The sequence below is a fragment of the Staphylococcus sp. HMSC070D05 genome (assembly GCF_001815595.1).
GTDB lineage: Bacteria > Bacillota > Bacilli > Staphylococcales > Staphylococcaceae > Staphylococcus > Staphylococcus hominis.
The window spans coordinates 49914-71539 of the sequence record NZ_KV821161.1; the positions used below are offsets into that span (position 1 = coordinate 49914).

Genomic DNA, 21626 nt, shown 5'->3' on the forward strand with positions numbered 1-21626 from the left:
ATACTAAAATCACCCCTAGTGAGATGATCGTGTACTTATCATCTCACTAGAGGTGATTTTTTATTGTTCAAGAATTAGAAAATAATGGTTTATTAAAGCGTCGTATAGTTTACATTTTAATTTTGTGTATCTATATGAGTATTACTTACTTAAAACGTATCTTCATTTGCTGAAAGTGTTATCTTTTTAGAATGGTTAGAAGCTTTGACTTCATGACGTAATGCACTATTCAATCCTAATAAATTATTTGCTTGAGTTTCTTCACTATTGTAGTCTTCTAATCCATTCACAATTTCAGTCGCTAAATATCCACATGCATCTTGATTTTCAACTTTGACTTTTTCATTGATTATTGATTCAATTACTTCAATTAAGTCACATTTTTGAATTTGAATATCAATCATTTGTTCTACTCCCTTAAACTGTCATTAAGTCATTTGCTAGACTTTCTAGTTTATTACCCTGTTTCTAGAAAAAGTACACAAAATCGTCACTGTCGGAAAACTGAATGTATTGTATTAGAATGTAGTTCATGAGGTTGGCATGTTAACACTAGAGTCATAATCAAATACCCTCATGCGTTTGTGAATAATTGAAGTATCTTTTTCTAGAACTAAGATATGCTCGGTATATTGGACGCATCTTTTTTTAGTTTGACTATCATATGTAATGTTTCTTTCTTAACTAAATAAAAAGAGAGGGATAGTACACTATCCCTCTCTTTTCCAAAATAACACTTATTATTTTCTATCAAAATATCTGTAACGTTTGAATGCGTCAAGGATGGCTTGTGGTTCGCTAGATACTACAACGCCAGGCGCATCTAAATCAATACGATTGCTTTGTAATACATTTTTCGCTTCCTCAGTGATTACAATAGGTTTTTTATGATTATAGCTCATTTCAACAAAATCTATAGCATCTGGTAACATTTCTTTACCGTCTGAAAGAACGATTACACTATCAAATACTGTTGAACTTGCTGTGCTATAAGTTTCAGTAATACCAATTTCGTCATCATTAAGGTTTTTAGCTGTTTGTCCAACAAATGCATAGTTTAAGTCGTTGTTAACAAATACTTCTGCATATGATTTTAATGTTTCAGCGCTAATATCACCATTTACAAGCACTGCTACAGAGTGTCCTTTTAATGGGATGTCAAATTTTTCCAATGTTAATTGGCTATCTTTAGCATCTGATTGCACTTCTTCGTTTTCTGCTGGAACCTCTACGCCTACATTATTTGCTACGTATTCAGCTAATTTACGATCAACTTTATTAATTTGATTAACAGCATTTTGTTTTACTTCTGTTGATTTACATTTACCAATTTCAAATGAAAATGCATCAGCTAAGTGTTGTTGTTCTGCTTCAGTTAAGCTGTTTTTATATAATTTAGCTTGAGTATAGTAATCTTTGAAGCTATCACTACGTTGACGTACTTTATAACCTTCTACTTTTTCATGATAATGCTCGAAACCACCTTGTTCTTTAGGTGTCGTATGAGGGTCATTATTGTTCAAGCCATTTTTATGGTAGGCTGTTTGACCTTGATGAATATATGATTGATGCATTGCATCGCGTTGATTATTGTGAACATCTGCAACTGGGCGGTTAATAGGAATTTGGTTAAAGTTTGGTCCGCCAAGACGAGAGATTTGTGTATCTGTGTAAGAGAATAAACGACCTTGTAATAATGGATCATTAGAGAAATCAATACCTGGAACAATATGTGCAGGGTGGAACGCAACTTGTTCAGTTTCTGCAAAGACGTTATCTACATTACGGTTCAACGTCATTTTACCAACAATTTTCACAGGTACTTGATCTTCTGGCCATAATTTAGTTGGATCTAAAATATCAAAATCAAAGTCAAATTCTTGTTCAGGTTTGATAATTTGTAAGCCTAATTCCCATTCAGGATAGTCGCCTTTATCAATTGATTCATATAAATCTTTACGATGGAAATCAATGTCTTTACCATGTAAGATTTGTGCTTCATCCCATACTAAGCTTTCTAAACCTTGTTTAGGTTTCCAGTGGAATTTAACAAAGTAAGATTGACCTTCTTTATTTACAAGTCTAAATGTGTGTACACCAAAACCTTCTTGTTGACGGAAGTTTTTAGGAATCCCTCTATCACTCATTGCCCAGAATACTGCGTGCATAGATTCAGGGTTTTGACCAATGAAATCCCAGAATGTATCGTGCGCTGAACCACCTTGTGGCATTTCATTATGTGGCTCTGGTTTTAATGCATGTACGAAGTCAGGGAATTTAATTGCATCTTGAATAAAGAATACAGGTGCGTTGTTACCTACTAAATCGAAGTTACCTTCATCAGTATAGAATTTAGTAGCAAAACCACGAATGTCACGTACTGTATCTGGAGATCCTTTAGAACCTTGTACAGTAGAGAAACGCACAAATACAGGTGTTGTTTTTTCAGGGTGTGTTAAGAAGTCAGCACTTGTATATTCACTTAAATCTTCATACACTTGGAATTCACCATGTGCACCGAATCCACGTGCGTGTACCACACGTTCAGGAATACGTTCATGGTCAAAGTGCATCATTTTTTCACGGAAGTGGAAGTCTTCTAGTAAAGTCGGACCTCTATCCCCTACTGTCAGTGAATTTTCATCTTCACTTACTTTCATACCACTATTTGTAGTCATTGCTGTACCATCATTATTTTTTCTTAGAGCATCTAATTGTTGTTGTTTTTTGTTTTCATTTGATTGATCCATACTTATCTCTCCTAGATATAGATTGGTATCGTAAATACATTGTTATGTATATTGTTTCCTTATTACGGAATATAGTTAGTTATTCCCATTTATAAAAGAATTAATCATTTTAAAGAAAAAATATATTTCCATAAATTTTTATTTAAAGAACTTTCTTTTATAATCATTTATGAAAATATATTTTTTGATATTTTATATTAAACTTTAATTATTGATAATCTACTACCTTATCAACTGGCATTCTATATGATGTATGCGGTTCTTTTTCTTTCTTACCAATCGCAACGATTAACACTGGAACGTAACGATCTAAATTATATCCGAATGCTTTGCCAATTTTGTCATGCTCAAAACCACCAATAGGGTTCGTATCATATCCATATTGTTTTGCAACTAACATTAGTTGCATTGCAGCTAAACTGCTATCTATTTTTACGATATCACTCATGACCTCACGTGAACTATTTTTGTAAGTATCCATTACAAAAGGTAACATTTGATCTTTTACTTCTTGAGGCATATGTCCTTCCTCAACCGCTTTGTTATAGATAAATTCGCCTTCCTCATAACATTGTAAATCACCGAAAATAACAATCATCGCTGAAGATGTATCATTTTGTGACGTATTAAAACGAATTAATGGACGTAATTTTGCTTTCGCTTCATCACTTTCTACAACAACAAAACGCCACGGCTGCATATTCACTGATGAAGGTGCTTTTGTTGCCTTTCTAATGATTTCATTCATTTCTTCATGTGGAATTTTATAATTTGGATCAAATCCTTTCACAGATTTTCTACTTTCCAATATTTCGTTAAAATCGTTCATTCATTTCCCTACTTTCATATTTTAATTACGTAACCTAGATTATTAAATACATTGAAAATAAATAGAAGTAATTTGCTTATAGATTTAAAAAAACACTCAATTTAATACATTATTAATTATAGTTAATAATGTATTAACATTTATCTATTAGACTATTATTTGATTAACATTAACTAAATAGGGTATCCTTAACCTTAACAAATAAATAATTTGAAATTTAGAAAAATTATTTATGTTATAACAAAGGGTATTGGATTCAGTCATAAAGTTTCAGTCATAAGGTTACTCATGAAAGGGAAGAAAATTATGGCAGAAGATAAACTGCAAAGAGAGTTGAGTAATAGACATATTCAACTTATCGCTATTGGTGGCGCAATTGGTACAGGACTGTTCCTTGGATCAGGTGAATCTGTACATTTAGCCGGACCGTCTATTTTATTGACTTATGTTATTGTCGGTTTTGTATTATTTATGTTTATGAGAGCAATGGGTGAAATATTGTTATCAAACTTAGGATTTAAATCATTTGGCGATATCGCCCATCATTATATTGGACCAATTGCTGGATTTATGGTCGGATGGACGTATTGGTTAACTTGGATTATCTCAGGTATGGCTGAGGTAACTGCAGTAGCGAAATATGTAGGGTATTGGTATCCTACAGTACCAAACTGGCTAACAGCTGCATTTACTATCTTAGTATTAGTCGCTTTGAACTTATTCAGTGCAAAGCTATTTGGAGAGTTAGAATTCTGGCTGTCAATTATTAAAGTGATAACAATTGTAGCCTTAATCATTGTTGGTATTGTGATGATTGTGCTTGGAATGAAAACATCATATGGACAAGCAAGCGTAACGAACCTTTGGTCTAGAGGTGGATTTTTCCCGAATGGTATTCAAGGTTTCTTGATGGCATTCCAAATGGCTATCTTTTCATTTATTGGTATTGAGTTAATCGGAATTACAGCTGGGGAAACTAAGAACCCACACAAAACGATTCCTCAAGCAATTAACAATGTACCTGCGCGTATTTTAATTTTCTATATTGGCTCATTAGCAGTGATTATGTCTGTCGTACCTTGGGATAAATTAAACCCTGCAGACAGTCCTTACGTAAAATTATTCGGACTGATTGGTATTCCATTTGCTGCCGGTATTATTAACTTTGTCGTTTTAACAGCAGCTGCTTCATCATGTAATAGTGGTATTTTCGCAAATAGTCGTACAATGTACGGTTTAGCAGGTCGTAAACAAGGCCCACCATTCTTGCATAAAACAAATAAACATGGTGTACCTCACTATGCTATTTTAGTCACATGCGGCTTATTAAGTATTTCAGTTATTTTAAATGCAATATTTAAAGATGCAACAAAAGTGTTCGTTCAAATTACGATATTTTCAACAGTATTGAATATTTTAATTTGGACACTTATCATGATTGCCTATCTAAATTATGTCAAACGCAATCCAGAATTACACAAAGATAGTAAATTCAAAATGCCCGGTGGAAAATATATGGCATTTGCGATTCTAGCTTTCTTCGCCTTTATCTTTATTATCTTACTCATTAATAGCTCAACAAGAATTGGTGTATTATTTATACCAGTATGGGGAATTATTCTTTGGATTATGTATCAAAAGTATAAAAAAGAATCTGATAAAGCAAAAGTTAAAATGGAATAATATGAAGAACATTTTAGACTTCCCCCTAATGGAGGAAGTCTTTTTTTATGATATCTATTGAATAAAAGGAAGTTTAATTATACTTTCTCTGTATTTATATTTAAATGGTCTTTTAACATATGACTTTCATATTCTTTTCTAAACACGCCACGCGCTTGAAGAACTGGAATGACTAAATCAATAAATTTTTCAAATGCGTTTGGATATGTTGGTGACATTAACATAAAACCATCGCACGCTTCTTTTTCAAACCATTCAATCATTTCATCCGCTACTTGTTCCGGTGTTCCCACTATCGTTTTATGTCCTACCCAAGTACCAAATCGATCTAATAGATCGCGTAAGGTAAGTTGCTCGGTCATAATAGCACGCTGTACGGCTTCATACACAGATTTTACAACTTTTTTCTCTAATGCATCATAAGGTGGTAATGATGGTACGACTTCATCTAGTGTCCATTCACTTATATCTAGACCAATGGCTTTAGATAATTGTTTCTTGCGTTTTTCAAGTGGGATCATATCATCTAATTGTTGTTTAAGTTTATAAGCGTCCTTCTCATTCTCATCAACATAAACGGTGAGACCTGGTAATACAAGAGGTGGTTGACGATTTTCTTCCATGGCACGTTGATGAATGTCTTGTCTGAACTGTTGGCCATCTTGTAAATTCCATGCAATTGAAAAAATAGCATCCACGTGTCGTACTGCTAAATCACGACCTGGAATAGAAGTTCCTGCTTGAAATAAACGTGGTCGACCATATTTTGGTGTTGGAATGTTAATAGCTCCGGCAACTTGAAAATACTTTCCTTGATAATGAAGTGGATGAATATACTGATGATTTAAACCTATTCCTGAGTTTTTGTGATTAACGATAGCCTCTGCAGTAAATGATCCCCATAATTTTTTCATTACATTAATAAATTCATCTGCTCGTTCATAACGTTTTTCAAGATGTGGTAAAGCTTTCATCGAGTAGTTTTGTGCTTCTAAATCAAATTGAGATGTTACAATATTTGCCCCAATACGCCCATGAGACATTTGATGTAAACTTGAAAGCATACGTGCTGCAAGATAAGGTTCATAAAAAGAAGAAGAAATGGTACCTATCAAACCAATTGAATGTGTTTCACGTGAAATGGCAGCAAGCGCCGTTAGTGGTTCAAAATAATAAGAAATATGTCCCGTTTCTTCTCCAGAAATATATTGACCATCACCTAAGAAGAATGCATCCAGTTTACCTTTTTCGGCTAATTTCGCTAACTTAATTTGAAAATCAATATCTCCAACTTCTTCAACATATGAATGTGGTAGTCTCCAAGAGGCAGGATGTAGACCTGTACTATAAGCTAAAACAGATAAATGCATGTGTTTCATTGTCATTAACCCCTTTGTTATAAGTCAAAATTGTCATTTTAATTTGCATATATCGTATATGAATTGTTGAAATTTTACAATATCTACTAACTATTTTATATCTTAAAATAATTATATACAATATCATCTAGTTGTTTAGCAATATGAATAAAATCTTGATTTAAATCCACTGTTTTGACACTAATCGTATTGCCACTCATCTGAAACGTATTATCAGGTACAAGTTGTTCATCCGTTTTCGCATACAGTAACATCCCCGCAACATTTATCTGTTTCGATTTTAAGTGAAATGCTTCATTTTTTACATACGCAAATATTTGATATAAATTTCCAGAATGAATCGTTCTTGTATCAAAATACTGTTGTAACGTTGACGTATAATACTTTGTATCAATAATTAAACATTGTTTGCCATAAGTGAGCATGACATCACTTCTCATTGTCGGTAACATGTGACGATAATCATCATCAATGGCCCATGGAATATAAGACGCGGTGACTTTTAACTGTGGAAATTCCTTTTTATAATAAGCCCTAACAAACCGTTCATATAAACGCGCCATCTGTTGTTCATCTTCGAACATCATCGTTTCTCTTGAACCGCTTCTTTCTGACTGAATTCGTCCTTGCGTAACAAGGTAACAAATAGCCATTAACATACGATATGTTTCGTGATGACGATCAAATCGTAACTGCCAATCAATATGTCGATAATCTAATATATCTACTTGTTCAAAATATATCAGCAGTCGTTTTAACGCTTTTTTACGTGTGCGCGAAATATCTAATTTTAGAACATTAAGCATTGTTGTTTTTAGAATTTGATTCATATACGTATTAATTGAAAATTCATCATACGTGCAATTTAACTGTTTATGCATCATTGTTCCTTGTTGTATGGATGCTGTGACATTAATCTTTCCTCGTATCACATTAAGCGAGTCATTGTGTTCTAAATAGTCATGTTGAAGACCATATTTTAATTGACTCGATACGCCTTTAATCAGGAGCGCACTATATAAATCTGCCACATTATTAAATGATTCTGTTGCTATATGTTGATAGCCTTTCTTATTCAAAACTGTAAACGCGTAAGACAACATATAATAAATATTATGAATGTTAATCATTGAATCGCTTCCCTTAAACGTACCTTCCAACTATCCACTTTTGAAGGGTCGTCAAACCAATATTCTTTTAATAATGGTATCATTTCGAATTCAATAATATTTGATAATTCAGACTCTGTGACATCAACCATATTACTGAAATAACTATGGCCAATAACGAACCCCTCACCTAACATATCATCATCTCGAATGTCGACATTCAGTGCTTGAATTGTATCAATTAATGCATCAAATTGTGGATTTTTTAAATTTTCTTGATAATGTTTAAATTGTATGGTTTCAAAGGCAGGCTTCATATCAAAAAATGCAAATCGACGTCGTAGTGCATAATCAAGCATAGCTAAGCTTCGATCTGCTGTATTCATCATACCAATAATATAAACATTATCTGGAACACAGAATTTCTCATCTGCATAGAGTAATTCTATTTCCATTCCCCTCTTATCATTTTCAATTAACATAAACAACTCACCAAATATCTTACTTAAATTGCCACGATTAATTTCATCGATAATAAAGAAATGGTCTTTCTCATTATCTTCTTCTGCTTGCTTACAAAAATTGTAAAACGCACCGGTACGCAATTCAAAGCCAGTTTCAGTAGGACGATAACCCATCACAAAATCTTCATATGAATAGCTTTGATGGAATTGTACAAGTTTCACACGTTCTTTATCTTTAACACCTATCATTGAATAAGCCAATCGTTTCGCTGCATACGTTTTACCTACGCCTGGTGGCCCTTGTAAGATGACATTCTTTTTTCTTCTAATTAATTGCACAAGCGTGTCATAGTCTTCTTCATTCATAAATACGTCGTCTAAGAATTGTTCTGCTGTATAAATGGGATAAGTCGTTTGTGTAGCAACCACTCCATCAGAATGTTCAACTGAAAATAACTCATTAAATTTCCGAATCGTTTCACTATATGGCGTGATTTTAGTGAGCGTCTTATTTAATGTTTTTATTGGAATCTTCCAGTTTCCTTTCTCCTTCCAAACAAGCTGAATGATATTTTTATCATTTTTATATTGATGATTGGATGAAACAACGCCCCATCCTACAATATCAGTCTGTCCTTTTTTCACATAAACAATATCCCCACGTTTCATTTCTTTACTAAATTCCCATATGGCATTAACCGTATGAATATAATGATGCTGATTATGGTTCAATTGTTGTAATTTTTGATTAATCTCTTCTTTAGATGCATATTTCGAGAAATCTTCTAACTCGTTATATCCAATAGACATTTCTCCATTCTCAATAAAAGAAGCAAAATCAACATCTTGTGGTTTTGGAGAATAAATCCAATAATTCACGACTTCTAAATCCTTATCTGCATCGATATCTTTTACTTTTGAGTTTTGCTTGACTTCTTTTGATTTGCGCCATGCTTCATAACTTAAATCAATAAAATCATTCAAATAGTTATCCTCTTTTAAAAATAATTTTAATTTTTCAATAATCATTAAATACGTGGTCGCAGTTAATGATTGTTTTAAGTTAACCTCAAAATTGATATACTTTGTACTGATTTCGCTTTCTTCAAAAATATACCAAATCGCTCGAGAATCTAAATTGGCAAATGTGTCAGAATCAATCCAAAATAATCCACTGGTTAACTTACCCATACCGATTCCAGGCTGAGCCATCACTTGATTAAATTTTCTCTTAAAGTTATTTTCATTATCTTCACTTTTATCTGCTGAATACAATAAAGCAATTTCAAACAACGACCATAAATTTTCAATATCTTGTGCTTCACGATCATTCTTAAAATTATAAAATGTAGCACGTAAATTCATCACTGTCGGAATACCATCAAAATTTTGTGGTATATCTGCTTTCACATCAAATAGTTTGGCCATTTCTTCTATAATTTTAATTCTATTTTTTTTAGTCATAGAACTCTTATTAAATAATCCAAACACAGTAAATGGATCCATATCTATCATTTCATTATTAATTTCTAATTTAGGCATATTGATTTGAGTGTTAATATAAAGTTCTTGTATTTTCTCAATCAATTGATCACGACAATTTTGATATTCTAACAATTTATTAGCTAAGGCTTTATAAAAGATTGCCCATGTTTTATCTATCTTATAGTCCATCTTTATTTCTCCTCAAAATCATTATTATCTTCATTTTAATACATTTTATAAATATATTTATACCTTTAAAAAATATAAAAAATAAGCTATAAGATCGTATGATTTCAACTTCTTATAACTTATAGTAAATGGCTTAATTATGCTTGAACTTCGTGTTTGTTACCACGAACTTTGTAGACAATAAGTCCGATAATAAATCCAATTAATGCTGGGACAATCCATCCCATACCGATATCAAAGAATGGTAAATAATTCTCAGCAAAACCGATTAATGATTGCGCGAAGTTTGTTTTCACAAAAGGTTCTGGACTCGCTTTAATACCATCAAAAAATGCAGCAATCACTGTAAATAATGTAGTAAAGCGATACACAATTGACGAATTATTAAATAAATGACTTACTAAGGTTAGTAAAATCAGTGTAATGGCTAATGGATAAATAAACATTAATACGGGTAATGAGTACATAATAATTTTTGTTAATCCGACATTCGCAAATATAAACGCCAATACACTAACCATAGTGGCTAATACAATGTAGTTCGTTTTAGGAAATAGTTCTGTAAATGTTTCTGAAAAAGCTGTAATTAAACCAATTGCCGTTTTTAAACACGCCACAATAATAATAAGTGATAAAACAATAATTCCGAAATCACCTAAATAATGTTGGGCAATTTGTGCAAGGGCAATGCCTCCATTTTCACTTACTTTAAATTCTCCAAGACTCATTGTTCCCATTACTGCAAGAAGTGTATAGATGACACCCATGCCAATAATGCTAATGGCCCCCGATTTCACTGTTTCTTTAGCAATATCATTAGGATTTGTAATACCTAATTTTTTAATAGTCGTTACAATAATGATTCCAAATGCTAGTGATGCCAGTGCATCCAATGTATTATACCCATCGATAAACCCTTTTAATAATACACTCTTATTGTAATCAGAACTTATTGGTGCATGACTTATACTGCCCATTGGGTGAATCAATGCAAGTACGACCACGATACCTAATAAAATCAAAAAGACTGGATTTAAGAACTTGCCAATATAGTCTAAGATTTTAGAGGGTTTACGTGCAAAAAACCAAGCTACGATAAAGAACAACATACTAAAGACAGGTAAAATCCATTTTCCACTGCTTGGAGAAACAAATGGTGAAAAAGCAATTTCATATGATGTTGTTGCAAGTCTTGGTAAAGCAAAGAAGGGTCCAATAACAAGATAAAGACCAATCGTAAATATGTATGCATAAATTTTACTTACGCGTGAAGAAATTGCAAATACACCATTCGTCTTAGAAATACCAATCGCAATAATTCCTAAAAATGGTAAACCGATTGCTGTAATTAAAAATCCTAAATTCGCAAGTAATACATTCGCGCCTGCCATTTGCCCTAGATGAAGTGGGAAAATTAAATTTCCTGCTCCAAAGAACAAACCAAAAAGCATCGACCCAATAAAGAGATTCTCTTTAAATGTAAGTTTCTGTTTCATTGTCTTTCCTCGTTTCCCTCTTAAAGTCATAATAGATATTATACATTTTTTTAAAATCAATTTCTTTAGAATTTTTAAAAAAGTTAGATAATAATACATAAAAAAACTTCTCTTCGCATGATTACATTCATTTTTTATGCAAAAAGAAGTTTTAAATGTAACGTTATACTCATCGATATTTATCCTTAGTTATCATTTTTAGTTATACAGACTTAGCTAATATATGTATCTGCATGTTCAAGGCGATATGTTTCACCTTTTGCTTTAGCTTCTTCATAAGCTTCATATGTTGTATGTTTAACATCTTCAACTTTGTAATTTACCGTTTTCGCAAATTTCCTTACATCTTCTTCGTTTTTGGCCAATACAAATACCGTTAAAATATTGTCATCTACAATGTCTTTATGGTGTTGGTAACGCAGTCTATAAATATTCATGACGCTGTCTCCTTACAATCTATTAGTGATAAACCCTTACTTCATAAAAATAATAAATAATGCCCTACATATTATTTAAATTTAATATACCACTTTTTTTTGAAAAAGGAAGCCTATAAAAAAGAAGTAAGATAGAATTGACTTGATCTTCATATCTTACTTCTTTACTTTAATATACTTTAATTTTAAGATTCATTTTTTAAAGCTTTTTCAATAGCTTTAATATTTTTCTTCATAAATGATTGATACGTATTACTGTCATTGTCTTGTTGTTTAGTATGAGAACCCATATTATAAAATGAAATTGTTTTTGCATGTGTTTCTTTTCTAACCGTGTCTGCAACTTTATTCGACACATTTTCTTCAGCTAGGATATAGTTTACCTTATCCTCTTTAATTTGTTTTACAATATTTGTAAGATCTTTTTGACTTGGTTCTTCAGCATTCATATTTTCGATGCCTTCTTGCTTAAAGCCATAGCGATCAGCTAAATAACCAATAGAATCATGTGAAATATATACTGTTTTACCTTCTTGACCTTTAACAGCACGTTTCATATCTTTATCTAAATCCTTCAAATCACTAACTAATTTTTTATAATTCTTTTCATAGTCATCTTTATGTTTAGCATCTTTTTTAACTAATTCATCCTTTATATCTTTCGCAAATTGTTGACTTAATACAGGATCTAACCAAACATGAGGATCATATTTACCATGATGATGCTCATGTTCTTCGTGCTCGCCATGTTCTTCATGTTCACCATGTTCATGTTCATCCTCTTCGCCTTTTAACAAATCGGCTTTATTTAAAGATGATTCTAATGATAATGTTTTATTTTTATCATTCATTGCATTTGCAATTTTTTTAGCGACTGGGTCTAGATTATCCCCTGTATATACAAATAAATCTGATTTACCAATATCGACCATTTGTTTTTGACTCGGCTCATATGTATGTGGATCCATTCCATTCGGATAGACTGATTCAACATGAACGTATTTACCACCAATTTGTTGAGCAAAAGATTTCAGTGGATATACTGTCGTTTTTACCTCAAGCTTTTCATTGTTCTCTGATTTTTTATCTTTATCACTACCACTATTGGATGTTCCACAAGCTACAAGTGACAACGTTAAAATACTGATGAAGACTAACATTAAACTTTTCTTAATCATTTTCTTCTCTCCTAAATCGTAATTATTACGTTTTAATAATCGCATTTCATATCGAAATTGTCAATGGACGATTTAAAAAAATGAAAATTATTATATATAATTGTTGTTTTACTACAGTTAGAAAAAGGACTGAAAGTTATAAAAGGATTTTTATTATGGAGAAATTTCTTCTAGATAAATAAGTCATTATTGAAATATTTAATAGCAAAAGTAAAGTAATGCCTGAAACAATGAGTGGAGAATGTATTGCTATAGATAAAATTAAAAATGATTTCGGACAACTTTAATATATAAGTAATAGAGTGAAACAGAATTCCCATTAAATTCATTGTTTCGCTCCTTTTCATCTCAATATTTCTATGTTTATTAGCTTTAATTAATAGTTTTTTGAAAATTTTGTGTATTTTAAAATATAACTCCTAAAATAAAGCGCTTTCTTGTTAAAATAATAGTGTAACTATTTTAAGGGGGACGATGATAATGACAAAGGGGAATCAAATCACTAATCAATCTAAAAAAGAGACATCTAATAAAGGATATAAACCATTATGGATTGTGATTAGTTTTATCGTATTAGTAATGATTTTATTATTACCTACTTCAAGTAGCTTACCGGTCATGGCTAAAGCAGCGCTTGCCATTCTTGCTTTTGCTGTAATCATGTGGGTTACTGAAGCAGTATCTTATCCAGTTTCAGCTACTTTAATTTTAGGACTTATTATATTATTACTTGGCTTTAGTCCTGTTCAACATCTCTCAGAACAACTTGGTCATCCTAAAAGTGGAAACGCCATTCTGAAGGGAAGCGAATTATTAGGCACAAACAATGCTCTGAGTCTCGCATTTAGTGGTTTTTCTACTTCTGCAGTAGCACTTGTGACCGCCGCTTTATTCTTAGCAGCTGCCATGCAAGAAACCAATCTTCATAAACGGCTAGCACTTTATGTCCTTTCTATTGTAGGAAATAAAACAAAACATATTGTTATCGGTGCAATTTTAGTATCAATTGTATTAGCCTTTTTTGTACCTTCTGCTACGGCTCGTGCTGGTGCTGTTGTACCCATTTTACTCGGGATGATTGCAGCCTTTAAAGTGAGTAAAGATAGTAAACTAGCATCACTCTTAATTATTACATCCGTACAAGCTGTATCGATTTGGAATATCGGTATTAAAACTGCCGCTGCGCAAAATATCGTCGCTATCAATTTCATTAATCAAAACTTAGGCTATAACGTGTCTTGGGGTGAATGGTTTTTATACGCTGCACCGTGGTCTATACTGATGTCTATTGCCTTATATTTCATTATGATGAAAGTGATGCCACCTGAACGAGAGGCCATTGAAGGTGGTAAAGAATTGATTAAACATGATTTAAACGAACTAGGTCCAATGAGTGCTAGAGAATGGCGCCTCATTGTCATTTCTATCTTATTACTGATCTTTTGGTCTACCGAAAAAGTACTTCATCCTATCGATTCAGCAAGTGTTACTTTAATTGCATTAGGTATGATGCTCATGCCTAAAATCGGTGTGATTACTTGGAAAGGCGTTGAAAAGAAAATTCCATGGGGGACAATTATCGTCTTTGGTGTAGGCATCTCACTTGGTAACGTCTTACTTAAAACAGGCGCTGCTCAATGGCTCAGTGATAAAACATTTGGGTTAATGGGACTAAAAGAGTTACCAATTATCGCAACGATTGCACTCATTACATTATTCAATATTTTAATTCATTTAGGTTTTGCGAGTGCAACAAGCTTATCCTCTGCACTGATACCCGTATTTATTTCATTAACATCAACATTAGGGCTAGGCGATCATTCTATCGGCTTTGTTTTAATACAACAATTTGTGATTAGCTTTGGATTCTTATTACCAGTGAGTGCACCACAAAATATGTTAGCCTACGGTACGGATACATTTACAGTTAAAGATTTCTTAAAATCAGGTATTCCTCTCACTATTATAGGTTATATTCTTGTGATTTTATTTAGCTTAACGTATTGGAAATGGTTAGGTTTAGTGTAAAATGAAGTCAGATTCATTTTATAGATAGAGAGATTTATCATGATCAAAAAAACCATTTATTTGTACAGGGAATTCTTGTCTTAGCCAAATGGCTGAGGGTTTTGGAAAAGCAATTTTAGGTGATGAATGGAATGTATATTTCGGAGGCCTTGAAACACATGGTGTTAATCCTAAAGCCATTAAAGCAATGAAAGAAGTGGTATCGACATTTCAAATCATACCTCGGATTTAATTAATGATACTATTTTAAAACAATCAGACTTAGTAGTAACATTATGCAGTCATGCTGATGCGCATTGTCCTACTATGCCATCAGGTGTTTAAAAAGAACATTGGAGCTTCGATGACCCAGCCGGAAAAGATGGGTCAGAATTCCAACGTGTTCGAGATGACATTAAAAATGCGATTGAACAATTTAAGTATAGAACATAATAAAACAGCAGTTACTACGTATTTGACGTAGTAACTGCTGTTTATTGATATAGCCATGCTTACCAAAAGTCACTTGTTACAATATTTTTTCTCTCAATGTCTAAATTTGGAATGTCCCTCTCATTCGCAACCGCATCTTTATAATTTAAATTAAGTGCCTCAATGGCTTTATCAAACGTCACATTATCTTTACACATGTACTCCCATACATTTTTATTGATGTACGCATTACCATCATAATAAAAGTCTTTCACCCACATTACTTATCATCCCTTTCTATTTATTACAGTTTGATATTACACCTAAAGTGTAATGTAGGCAAATCTTAAATAATTAGAAATCATTAATTATTTATCAGTTTATATGATGATAATTAAATAACTTTTTGGTCATCAAAAGTTATTATAAAAAACTTATGAAAAAATTTTAAAAAACTATTATTATAAACATTTGTTTATTTTTCTTCATCTTCTAATTTCACAAGTGTTGGTTTAGGCGTATGAATGCCTACATCGTTAAAGTAACTTATAATTTCTTTTCTTAATAAACGTTGGCCTGGAAAATGCATGCCTGGTTTAACATGAGCTAATAATTTAATTACCATTTCATTACCATCAATACTATCTAAACCAAGTAAATCAGGTGCAGCAACGAACATATCATATTTATCTTTTAATGTTGGTAAGAAAGCTTTTAATTCTTTTTCAATAACTTCATAATCTTCATTTGGAGAAATCGGAATTGCAATAAGGGGCGATACATCTGTCTTAGAATAGTTTACAATTTCACTAATTGTCCCATTAGGTAAGGTATACACTTCTCCAGTATCAGATTGAATACGTGTAGATCGTAAACCTATTGTTTGTACTGTCCCTTCTGCAATCGTTACACCTGACGAATTAATTTGAACATAATCGCTAACGTCGAATTGTCCTTCAAAAATAACGAAAAAGCCGGTAATGATATCTTTTACAACAGTCTGGGCACCAAAACCAACTGCTAAACCAACAACACCAGCCCCAGCTAAAATAGCTGAGACGCTAATTCCAAAACGAGAGAGAACTGATGTAAGAACAATAAACCAAACAACATAACTAATTAAGTTTTGAACAAGTGTTGAAAGTGTCTCACTTCTTTTAATTTTATAGCGTGTCTTCTTCTTCTCATTGACTTTAAAAAATTTCGTTACTACTTTTCTAGAAATTGCAATAACAATCATACCTAATAAGATATAAGCAACAATAATTAAAATATTGGCTAGTAAATTTTGATAAAATTCTATCTTCGTCAATGGTTCAATAAATTTAATAAACAGTTGTTTCATTTGACTCATGTTGATATAATACTCCTTTTATACTTAGATTTTTAAATGATTGCGTGCTATTATTTAGAACACGACACTTAAATAAAAATGATACCATATTTTATATATTATCTGAAATAATCATTTGCTTTATTCCAGAATAAAAAACTTCATTCTCACTGCTTCGTGAGAATGAAGTCATATATTAAGTCGTCATTACTTATGCTCTGAACTTTCAAAATATCGTCTTCTAAATGCTGGGGTTGCAACTTTTGATTCAAAGTCTTCTGGAATTTCTTCAGTACGTACAACTAATACATCACATGAGGCATGACGTACAATCGCTTCTGATACCGAACCAATCATAAAACGTTCGACTGCATTTAAACCTGAAGCGCCACACATAATTAAATCAACATCTAATTCATTTGCTAAATTTTTAGGAATGAGTAATTTCGGTGGGCCAAATTCAAGTCGTGTTTCTACATTTGTCACCCCTTCTTTAACGGCAAGTTCTTTATAGCCTTCAAGTAACTTCTCAGAATACTCTTTAGACGGGTCAAATTGAGATGCGTACACTTCATACGCGGTATACGTTCTCGTATCAATCACATGCACAATTGTGAGCTTTGCATCATTACGTTTTGCTACATCAACGGCTTTATTAAAAGCCCATTCTGCTTCGTTTGATCCATCAACTGCAATTAAAATGTTTTTGTATGCTAACATTTTAATCTCCCCCTTATCTGTTCTCACCTTTATTTTAGCACTGTTTCAAAAAAATGGGTATTAATATGTAAAACGCTTTCAAGAACTATATAATATGTTCTTCTCTATCAATTTGATGCTGTAAGTAAGATAAAATCGCACTATAACACCCTAATGATATCGTTAAAATAAATGGTAATAGCTTGATTGATACTTCTCGAGTATATTTAGAACTCGTTAATGTTAAATGCTCGGTTAAAGCTTGCACATCTATATGACTAAAGCAGGCATAAGTAATAATGACAAAAAAGCTTAACATTGCCACTAATTTCATTTTATTCACAAAATCACTACTAAATTGAATTATTGAAAATGCCAAAATAAAAATAATAATATTGAAAATAACACTAAAAATAATCCACAACATGATAAATGTCGGCTGATTTAATTTTCCCATGTTTAAAATATTTCCTTCTACCATTAAAGGTATTAAGAAACTAAATAAAATTGAAGTGCCAAATGTAATGATCACTGTTAGTAGTGCCCCCAACAATCTTAAAAATTCCCGCATAATATCCACCTTTAAAAAATTAATATATTAATATTGTACAATTTAATACATTTATATGCTATATGCATAAAAATATTCAATTAGCTATTTCAACATCAATCTTACACTAACTTACAGTGTTGTAATTTTAGAATATCTTACTTACTATTTATTTTATTATATGTTTTTATAGAATTGAGGTGATCATGATATGCAAAATGAAAATGATAGAGAAAGTGATATTTTAGGAGGCATTAGTTATTTAAGTGTTTTCTTTGCGCCAGTATTATTTCCGATTATCGTATGGATCGTCGCACAACCACCAGCTTCAATCCATGCTAGAAATGCATTATTCAATCACATCATGAGTTGGGTTATGGTGGTATTAGGATTAGTAACCCTATCTATTTCCCCATCTTTTGTAAATAGTGAACACGGTATTGGCTGGATTATTGCAGTCCTCATCGCAGTTATTTTCTTTATATGGGCACTTGTGCTGTTTTTAAAAAATATCATTAGAGGTATTCAACTAATGATGCCGTAAAAAATAAGAGGGAATGACGATAATCCCGTCATTTCCTCTTTAATTCTATTAATCATTTGTGGTATTAAACTATAAATGACCCATCATAATAATTTGAACTTTACCGTTTTCAGTATAAAAGACAATACTATAATACTGATGATGACGTTTATATGAAAATTGTAATCAATATTTTTATCATCATCACTTGTTTAATATCCATTATTTCTTAAGGTTTTCTTATTTTCCAACGATAAGGATCTTCAAGTTGATGCCAATCAGAATTCATTTCGCTACTATTCACCAGGCATGCATCAAGTTCTTTTTCTATTTTTTCTTGATCTAAGTCGGTACCAATAATGACAAACTGTGTATTTCTATCCCCATACTCAATATCCCAACTTTCTGCTACGTCACGACGTTGAGCAAGTATCTCTTCCCGTTTTTCTTTAGACATCGATGCAACCCAGTATGTAACTGGACTGATATTACATGATGATCCTGCTTGTGACAGTAAACACGCAACTTCATTATATTGCGCAAGCCATACAATACCTTTTGAACGAACAATGTTTTGAGGCATTTGTTCTAACCAGTCATTGAAACGTTTCGCGTGAAACGGCAATCGTCTTGAATAGACAAACGAACTAATACCATATTCTTCAGTTTCTGGTGTATGCGTCTCATGGCCGCCTTCTGTTAGTTCCTTAATCCATCCAGCAGAATTGCTAGCTTTTTCAAAATCAAATCGTCCTGTATCTAAGACATCATTAATATCTACTTGAGACTGCGTTGTTTTAATTATTTTGCATCTGGTTGTAATGTTCTAAGTATATGTTCTAACTTATCTAGCGCTTCATTTGTAACTAAATCTGTTTTATTCAATACAAGTACATCACAGAATTCAACTTGGTCTATTAATAAATCCGCAATCGAACGTTCATCTGTCACATCCGCACCTTGATTACGATCCACAAGTAAATCTTCTGAATTAATATCATTAACAAATCGATTCGCATCAACGACCGTAACCATCGTATCTAAACGACAAATCGAAGTGAGATCTATTCCCATTGCTTCATCGATATACGAGAATGTTTGCGCTACAGGTACTGGTTCAGAAATTCCGGTAGATTCAATAACGATATAATCAATATTGCCTTTATGTGCGAGTCGTTCAACTTCTTTTAATAAATCATCACGTAACGTGCAACAAATACATCCATTAGATAGTTCAACTAATTTTTCATCTGTTCTAGATAGTCCACCGCCATCAGCAACTAAATCTTTATCAATATTGACCTCACTCATATCGTTTACAATGACTGCAATACGACGACCTTCTCGATGATTTAAAATATAATTTAGTAACGTTGTCTTCCCTGAGCCTAAATAACCACTTAGTACAGTTACAGGTATCTTACTCATTTATATTCTCTCCCTTTTAAATCGTAATTATTACGATTTAAATTGTACAGAGATTTTTAATAATGTCAATATTAATGAAATTAATGATGTGTTCCATGACTTTTCTATGGTCATCATTAGTATGTCTTCACTTATACTTCAAGGTTTGATATTCCTTAAGTATATTAAACTTTTAATGACATCATGATATTGTTTATGAAACACGCTGATAGTTTTTATAAAAAAAAGAGCGAAACATTATTTTTCGCTCTTATAAATTATAAATAAATTACTTTTATTTTTTAGTACTTCATTCAAATTTTGCGTTAATAAATTTAACTGAGATTGCACCCAGAAGCATCATGATTCCTGCAAATAATAACATGGCAGGCATTGAACTTCCTAATAATGGGAAAAGTGCAAAACTTACTACAGAAGCGACAATTTGTGGTAGACAAATACTTGTATTAAATAAGCCTAGATAAGCACCTGAATTTTCTCCATCAATGGCTTCGGTTAATAGTGTAAAGGGTTGGGTATTCATCGTTAAGTTATTAATACCAATGAATATAAATGAAATAATGAGTAACCATTGGTTATGAATAAAGAACATTGAAATAAGACCTAATCCACCAAAAATCAAACCAAAACTATACCAGAATTTTCTTTGAGAGGGCTTAGATTTTGCAATGACAAAACCAAAAATAACTGAACTTAAAAATTGTATACAGTATAAAACACCATACCAGTTCCCTGCTGCTTGATATCCTGCTGAAGAAGGGTCTGTCGCATTCCATACATTTTTTGCTATTGCACCTGTTGAATAGGTCCAGAGATACATTAATGCAAACCAGTTAAAAAATTGAACTACACTAATTTGCCAAAATTGTTTAGGCGCCGTTTTTAACAGTTGCCATAAATTTAATTTCTCATTTCTATTATCATCTGAAATCCCGTGATAATAGTTATACGTTTTAGGTTCATATTCTTTAACGGAAAGAACAGTCCAAATAGAAGCAATAAGTAATACCGCTGCTGCAATATAATAAGCTATTTTTACTGTCATCGGTACTTCCCCTTTAGGTGCTACATTACTCATTCCCATTATTGTTAATAAAAACGGTAATAATGTAGCAATAATACCACCTAAATTTGAGAAGATTTGTTGCCATGACCAGGCCATATCTCTTTGTTTTTCGTTTACCATATCTCCAATAATCATTTTATAAGGCTGCATACACGCATTTGAAGTTAAATCCATAAGTAACGTCATAATTGCACCAAATGACAAAGCCATAAGTGATGCATATCCAAATCCAAACGAACCTGCATTAGGTAATAGGACTAATACAATCGCTCCGATTGGACCAGCAATTAAAAGATATGGCATCCGACGTCCAAATCTAGTCCAAGTTCTATCAGAATAGTATCCAATAAGTGGTTGTACAATCATTCCTGCTAATGGCGGCAAAATAAAAAACCAACCTAAATTATTAGGGTCGGCGCCTAGCGTTTGAAATATTCTTCCCATCATTGCTGATTGAAGTGCAAATGCCATGTTTACTCCGAAGAAACCAAATGTAATAGAAAAAATAACTGCTTTTTTTAAATAGGGTAGTGTGATACCTTGTTCTTCAGTATTTTTAGTATATATTTGATCTGTATCTTTCATTTCT

At 32.3% G+C, this 21626-nt stretch carries 17 protein-coding genes and 2 pseudogenes; 4 read left to right on the forward strand and 15 right to left on the reverse strand.

Annotation, left to right across the window (positions count from 1 at the left end):
• Positions 1 to 149: 149 nt before the first annotated feature.
• From HMPREF3046_RS10525 to HMPREF3046_RS10535, 3 genes are all read right to left on the reverse strand, one after another.
• A complete protein-coding gene (locus tag HMPREF3046_RS10525) occupies positions 150 to 404 on the reverse strand; it encodes a hypothetical protein (RefSeq protein ID WP_070719388.1) in 255 nt (84 codons plus the stop codon).
• Between the two features lie 336 nt (positions 405 to 740).
• Entirely contained in the window at positions 741 to 2750 is a 2010-nt protein-coding gene (locus HMPREF3046_RS10530) for a catalase (protein WP_070719390.1), read from the reverse strand.
• A gap of 208 nt (positions 2751 to 2958) precedes the next feature.
• The gene (locus HMPREF3046_RS10535) at positions 2959 to 3579 is read right to left on the reverse strand and encodes a nitroreductase family protein (protein WP_070719393.1); all 621 of its coding nucleotides are present in this window, start codon (positions 3577 to 3579) and stop codon (positions 2959 to 2961) included.
• A gap of 306 nt (positions 3580 to 3885) precedes the next feature.
• Here HMPREF3046_RS10535 and HMPREF3046_RS10540 point away from each other — a divergent pair, with 306 nt between their 5' ends.
• A complete protein-coding gene (locus HMPREF3046_RS10540) occupies positions 3886 to 5262 on the forward strand; it encodes an amino acid permease (RefSeq protein ID WP_070719394.1) in 1377 nt (458 codons plus the stop codon).
• 77 nt (positions 5263 to 5339) lie between these two features.
• Here HMPREF3046_RS10540 and HMPREF3046_RS10545 read toward each other — a convergent pair whose 3' ends face one another.
• The 6 genes from HMPREF3046_RS10545 to HMPREF3046_RS10570 form a co-directional block, all read right to left on the reverse strand.
• Complete coding sequence (locus HMPREF3046_RS10545; protein WP_070719396.1) at positions 5340 to 6641, reverse strand: NtaA/DmoA family FMN-dependent monooxygenase; 1302 nt, start codon at positions 6639 to 6641, stop codon at positions 5340 to 5342.
• 95 nt (positions 6642 to 6736) lie between these two features.
• Entirely contained in the window at positions 6737 to 7771 is a 1035-nt protein-coding gene (gene mcrC, locus HMPREF3046_RS10550) for a 5-methylcytosine-specific restriction endonuclease system specificity protein McrC (protein WP_070719398.1), read from the reverse strand.
• Entirely contained in the window at positions 7768 to 9888 is a 2121-nt protein-coding gene (locus HMPREF3046_RS10555; RefSeq protein WP_070719399.1) for an AAA family ATPase, read from the reverse strand. The genes mcrC and HMPREF3046_RS10555 overlap by 4 nt, the downstream gene beginning before the upstream one ends.
• Before the next feature lie 137 nt (positions 9889 to 10025).
• Positions 10026 to 11384 carry a branched-chain amino acid transport system II carrier protein gene (brnQ, locus tag HMPREF3046_RS10560; RefSeq protein ID WP_070719403.1) on the reverse strand — a complete coding sequence of 453 codons (1359 nt, stop codon included), beginning with the start codon at positions 11382 to 11384 and terminating at the stop codon, positions 10026 to 10028.
• Between the two features lie 212 nt (positions 11385 to 11596).
• Entirely contained in the window at positions 11597 to 11821 is a 225-nt protein-coding gene (locus HMPREF3046_RS10565) for a hypothetical protein (protein ID WP_002449204.1), read from the reverse strand.
• A 185-nt stretch (positions 11822 to 12006) separates the two neighbouring features.
• Positions 12007 to 12999: a metal ABC transporter solute-binding protein, Zn/Mn family gene (locus HMPREF3046_RS10570; RefSeq protein WP_070719405.1), complete on the reverse strand. Its 993-nt coding sequence runs from the start codon at positions 12997 to 12999 to the stop codon at positions 12007 to 12009.
• Positions 13000 to 13479: 480 nt separating this feature from the next.
• On the opposite strand from HMPREF3046_RS10570, the gene HMPREF3046_RS10575 reads away from it, so the two are divergent.
• Positions 13480 to 15027: an SLC13 family permease gene (locus HMPREF3046_RS10575; protein WP_070719406.1), complete on the forward strand. Its 1548-nt coding sequence runs from the start codon at positions 13480 to 13482 to the stop codon at positions 15025 to 15027.
• 88 nt (positions 15028 to 15115) lie between these two features.
• Positions 15116 to 15459, forward strand: a pseudogene (locus HMPREF3046_RS11130) (arsenate reductase).
• A gap of 59 nt (positions 15460 to 15518) precedes the next feature.
• Here the strand turns inward: HMPREF3046_RS11130 and HMPREF3046_RS10585 are convergent.
• The 4 genes from HMPREF3046_RS10585 to HMPREF3046_RS10600 form a co-directional block, all read right to left on the reverse strand.
• Positions 15519 to 15719: a hypothetical protein gene (locus HMPREF3046_RS10585; RefSeq protein ID WP_002449526.1), complete on the reverse strand. Its 201-nt coding sequence runs from the start codon at positions 15717 to 15719 to the stop codon at positions 15519 to 15521.
• Positions 15720 to 15913: 194 nt separating this feature from the next.
• Positions 15914 to 16792: a mechanosensitive ion channel family protein gene (locus tag HMPREF3046_RS10590; RefSeq protein ID WP_070719411.1), complete on the reverse strand. Its 879-nt coding sequence runs from the start codon at positions 16790 to 16792 to the stop codon at positions 15914 to 15916.
• 186 nt (positions 16793 to 16978) lie between these two features.
• Complete coding sequence (locus HMPREF3046_RS10595) at positions 16979 to 17491, reverse strand: universal stress protein (RefSeq protein ID WP_070719413.1); 513 nt, start codon at positions 17489 to 17491, stop codon at positions 16979 to 16981.
• Between the two features lie 85 nt (positions 17492 to 17576).
• On the reverse strand, positions 17577 to 18041 hold the full coding sequence (locus HMPREF3046_RS10600; protein ID WP_070719414.1) for a hypothetical protein: 465 nt from the start codon (positions 18039 to 18041) through the stop codon (positions 17577 to 17579).
• A 190-nt stretch (positions 18042 to 18231) separates the two neighbouring features.
• Between HMPREF3046_RS10600 and HMPREF3046_RS10605 the strand changes: the two genes are divergently transcribed.
• Positions 18232 to 18564, forward strand: a complete 333-nt coding sequence (locus HMPREF3046_RS10605; RefSeq protein ID WP_070719416.1) for a hypothetical protein — start codon at positions 18232 to 18234, stop codon at positions 18562 to 18564.
• Between the two features lie 208 nt (positions 18565 to 18772).
• Here HMPREF3046_RS10605 and HMPREF3046_RS10610 read toward each other — a convergent pair.
• Positions 18773 to 19971 (reverse strand): annotated as a pseudogene (locus HMPREF3046_RS10610) (GTP-binding protein).
• Between the two features lie 289 nt (positions 19972 to 20260).
• Entirely contained in the window at positions 20261 to 21622 is a 1362-nt protein-coding gene (locus HMPREF3046_RS10615) for an SLC45 family MFS transporter (protein ID WP_070719419.1), read from the reverse strand.
• Positions 21623 to 21626 lie beyond the last annotated feature (4 nt).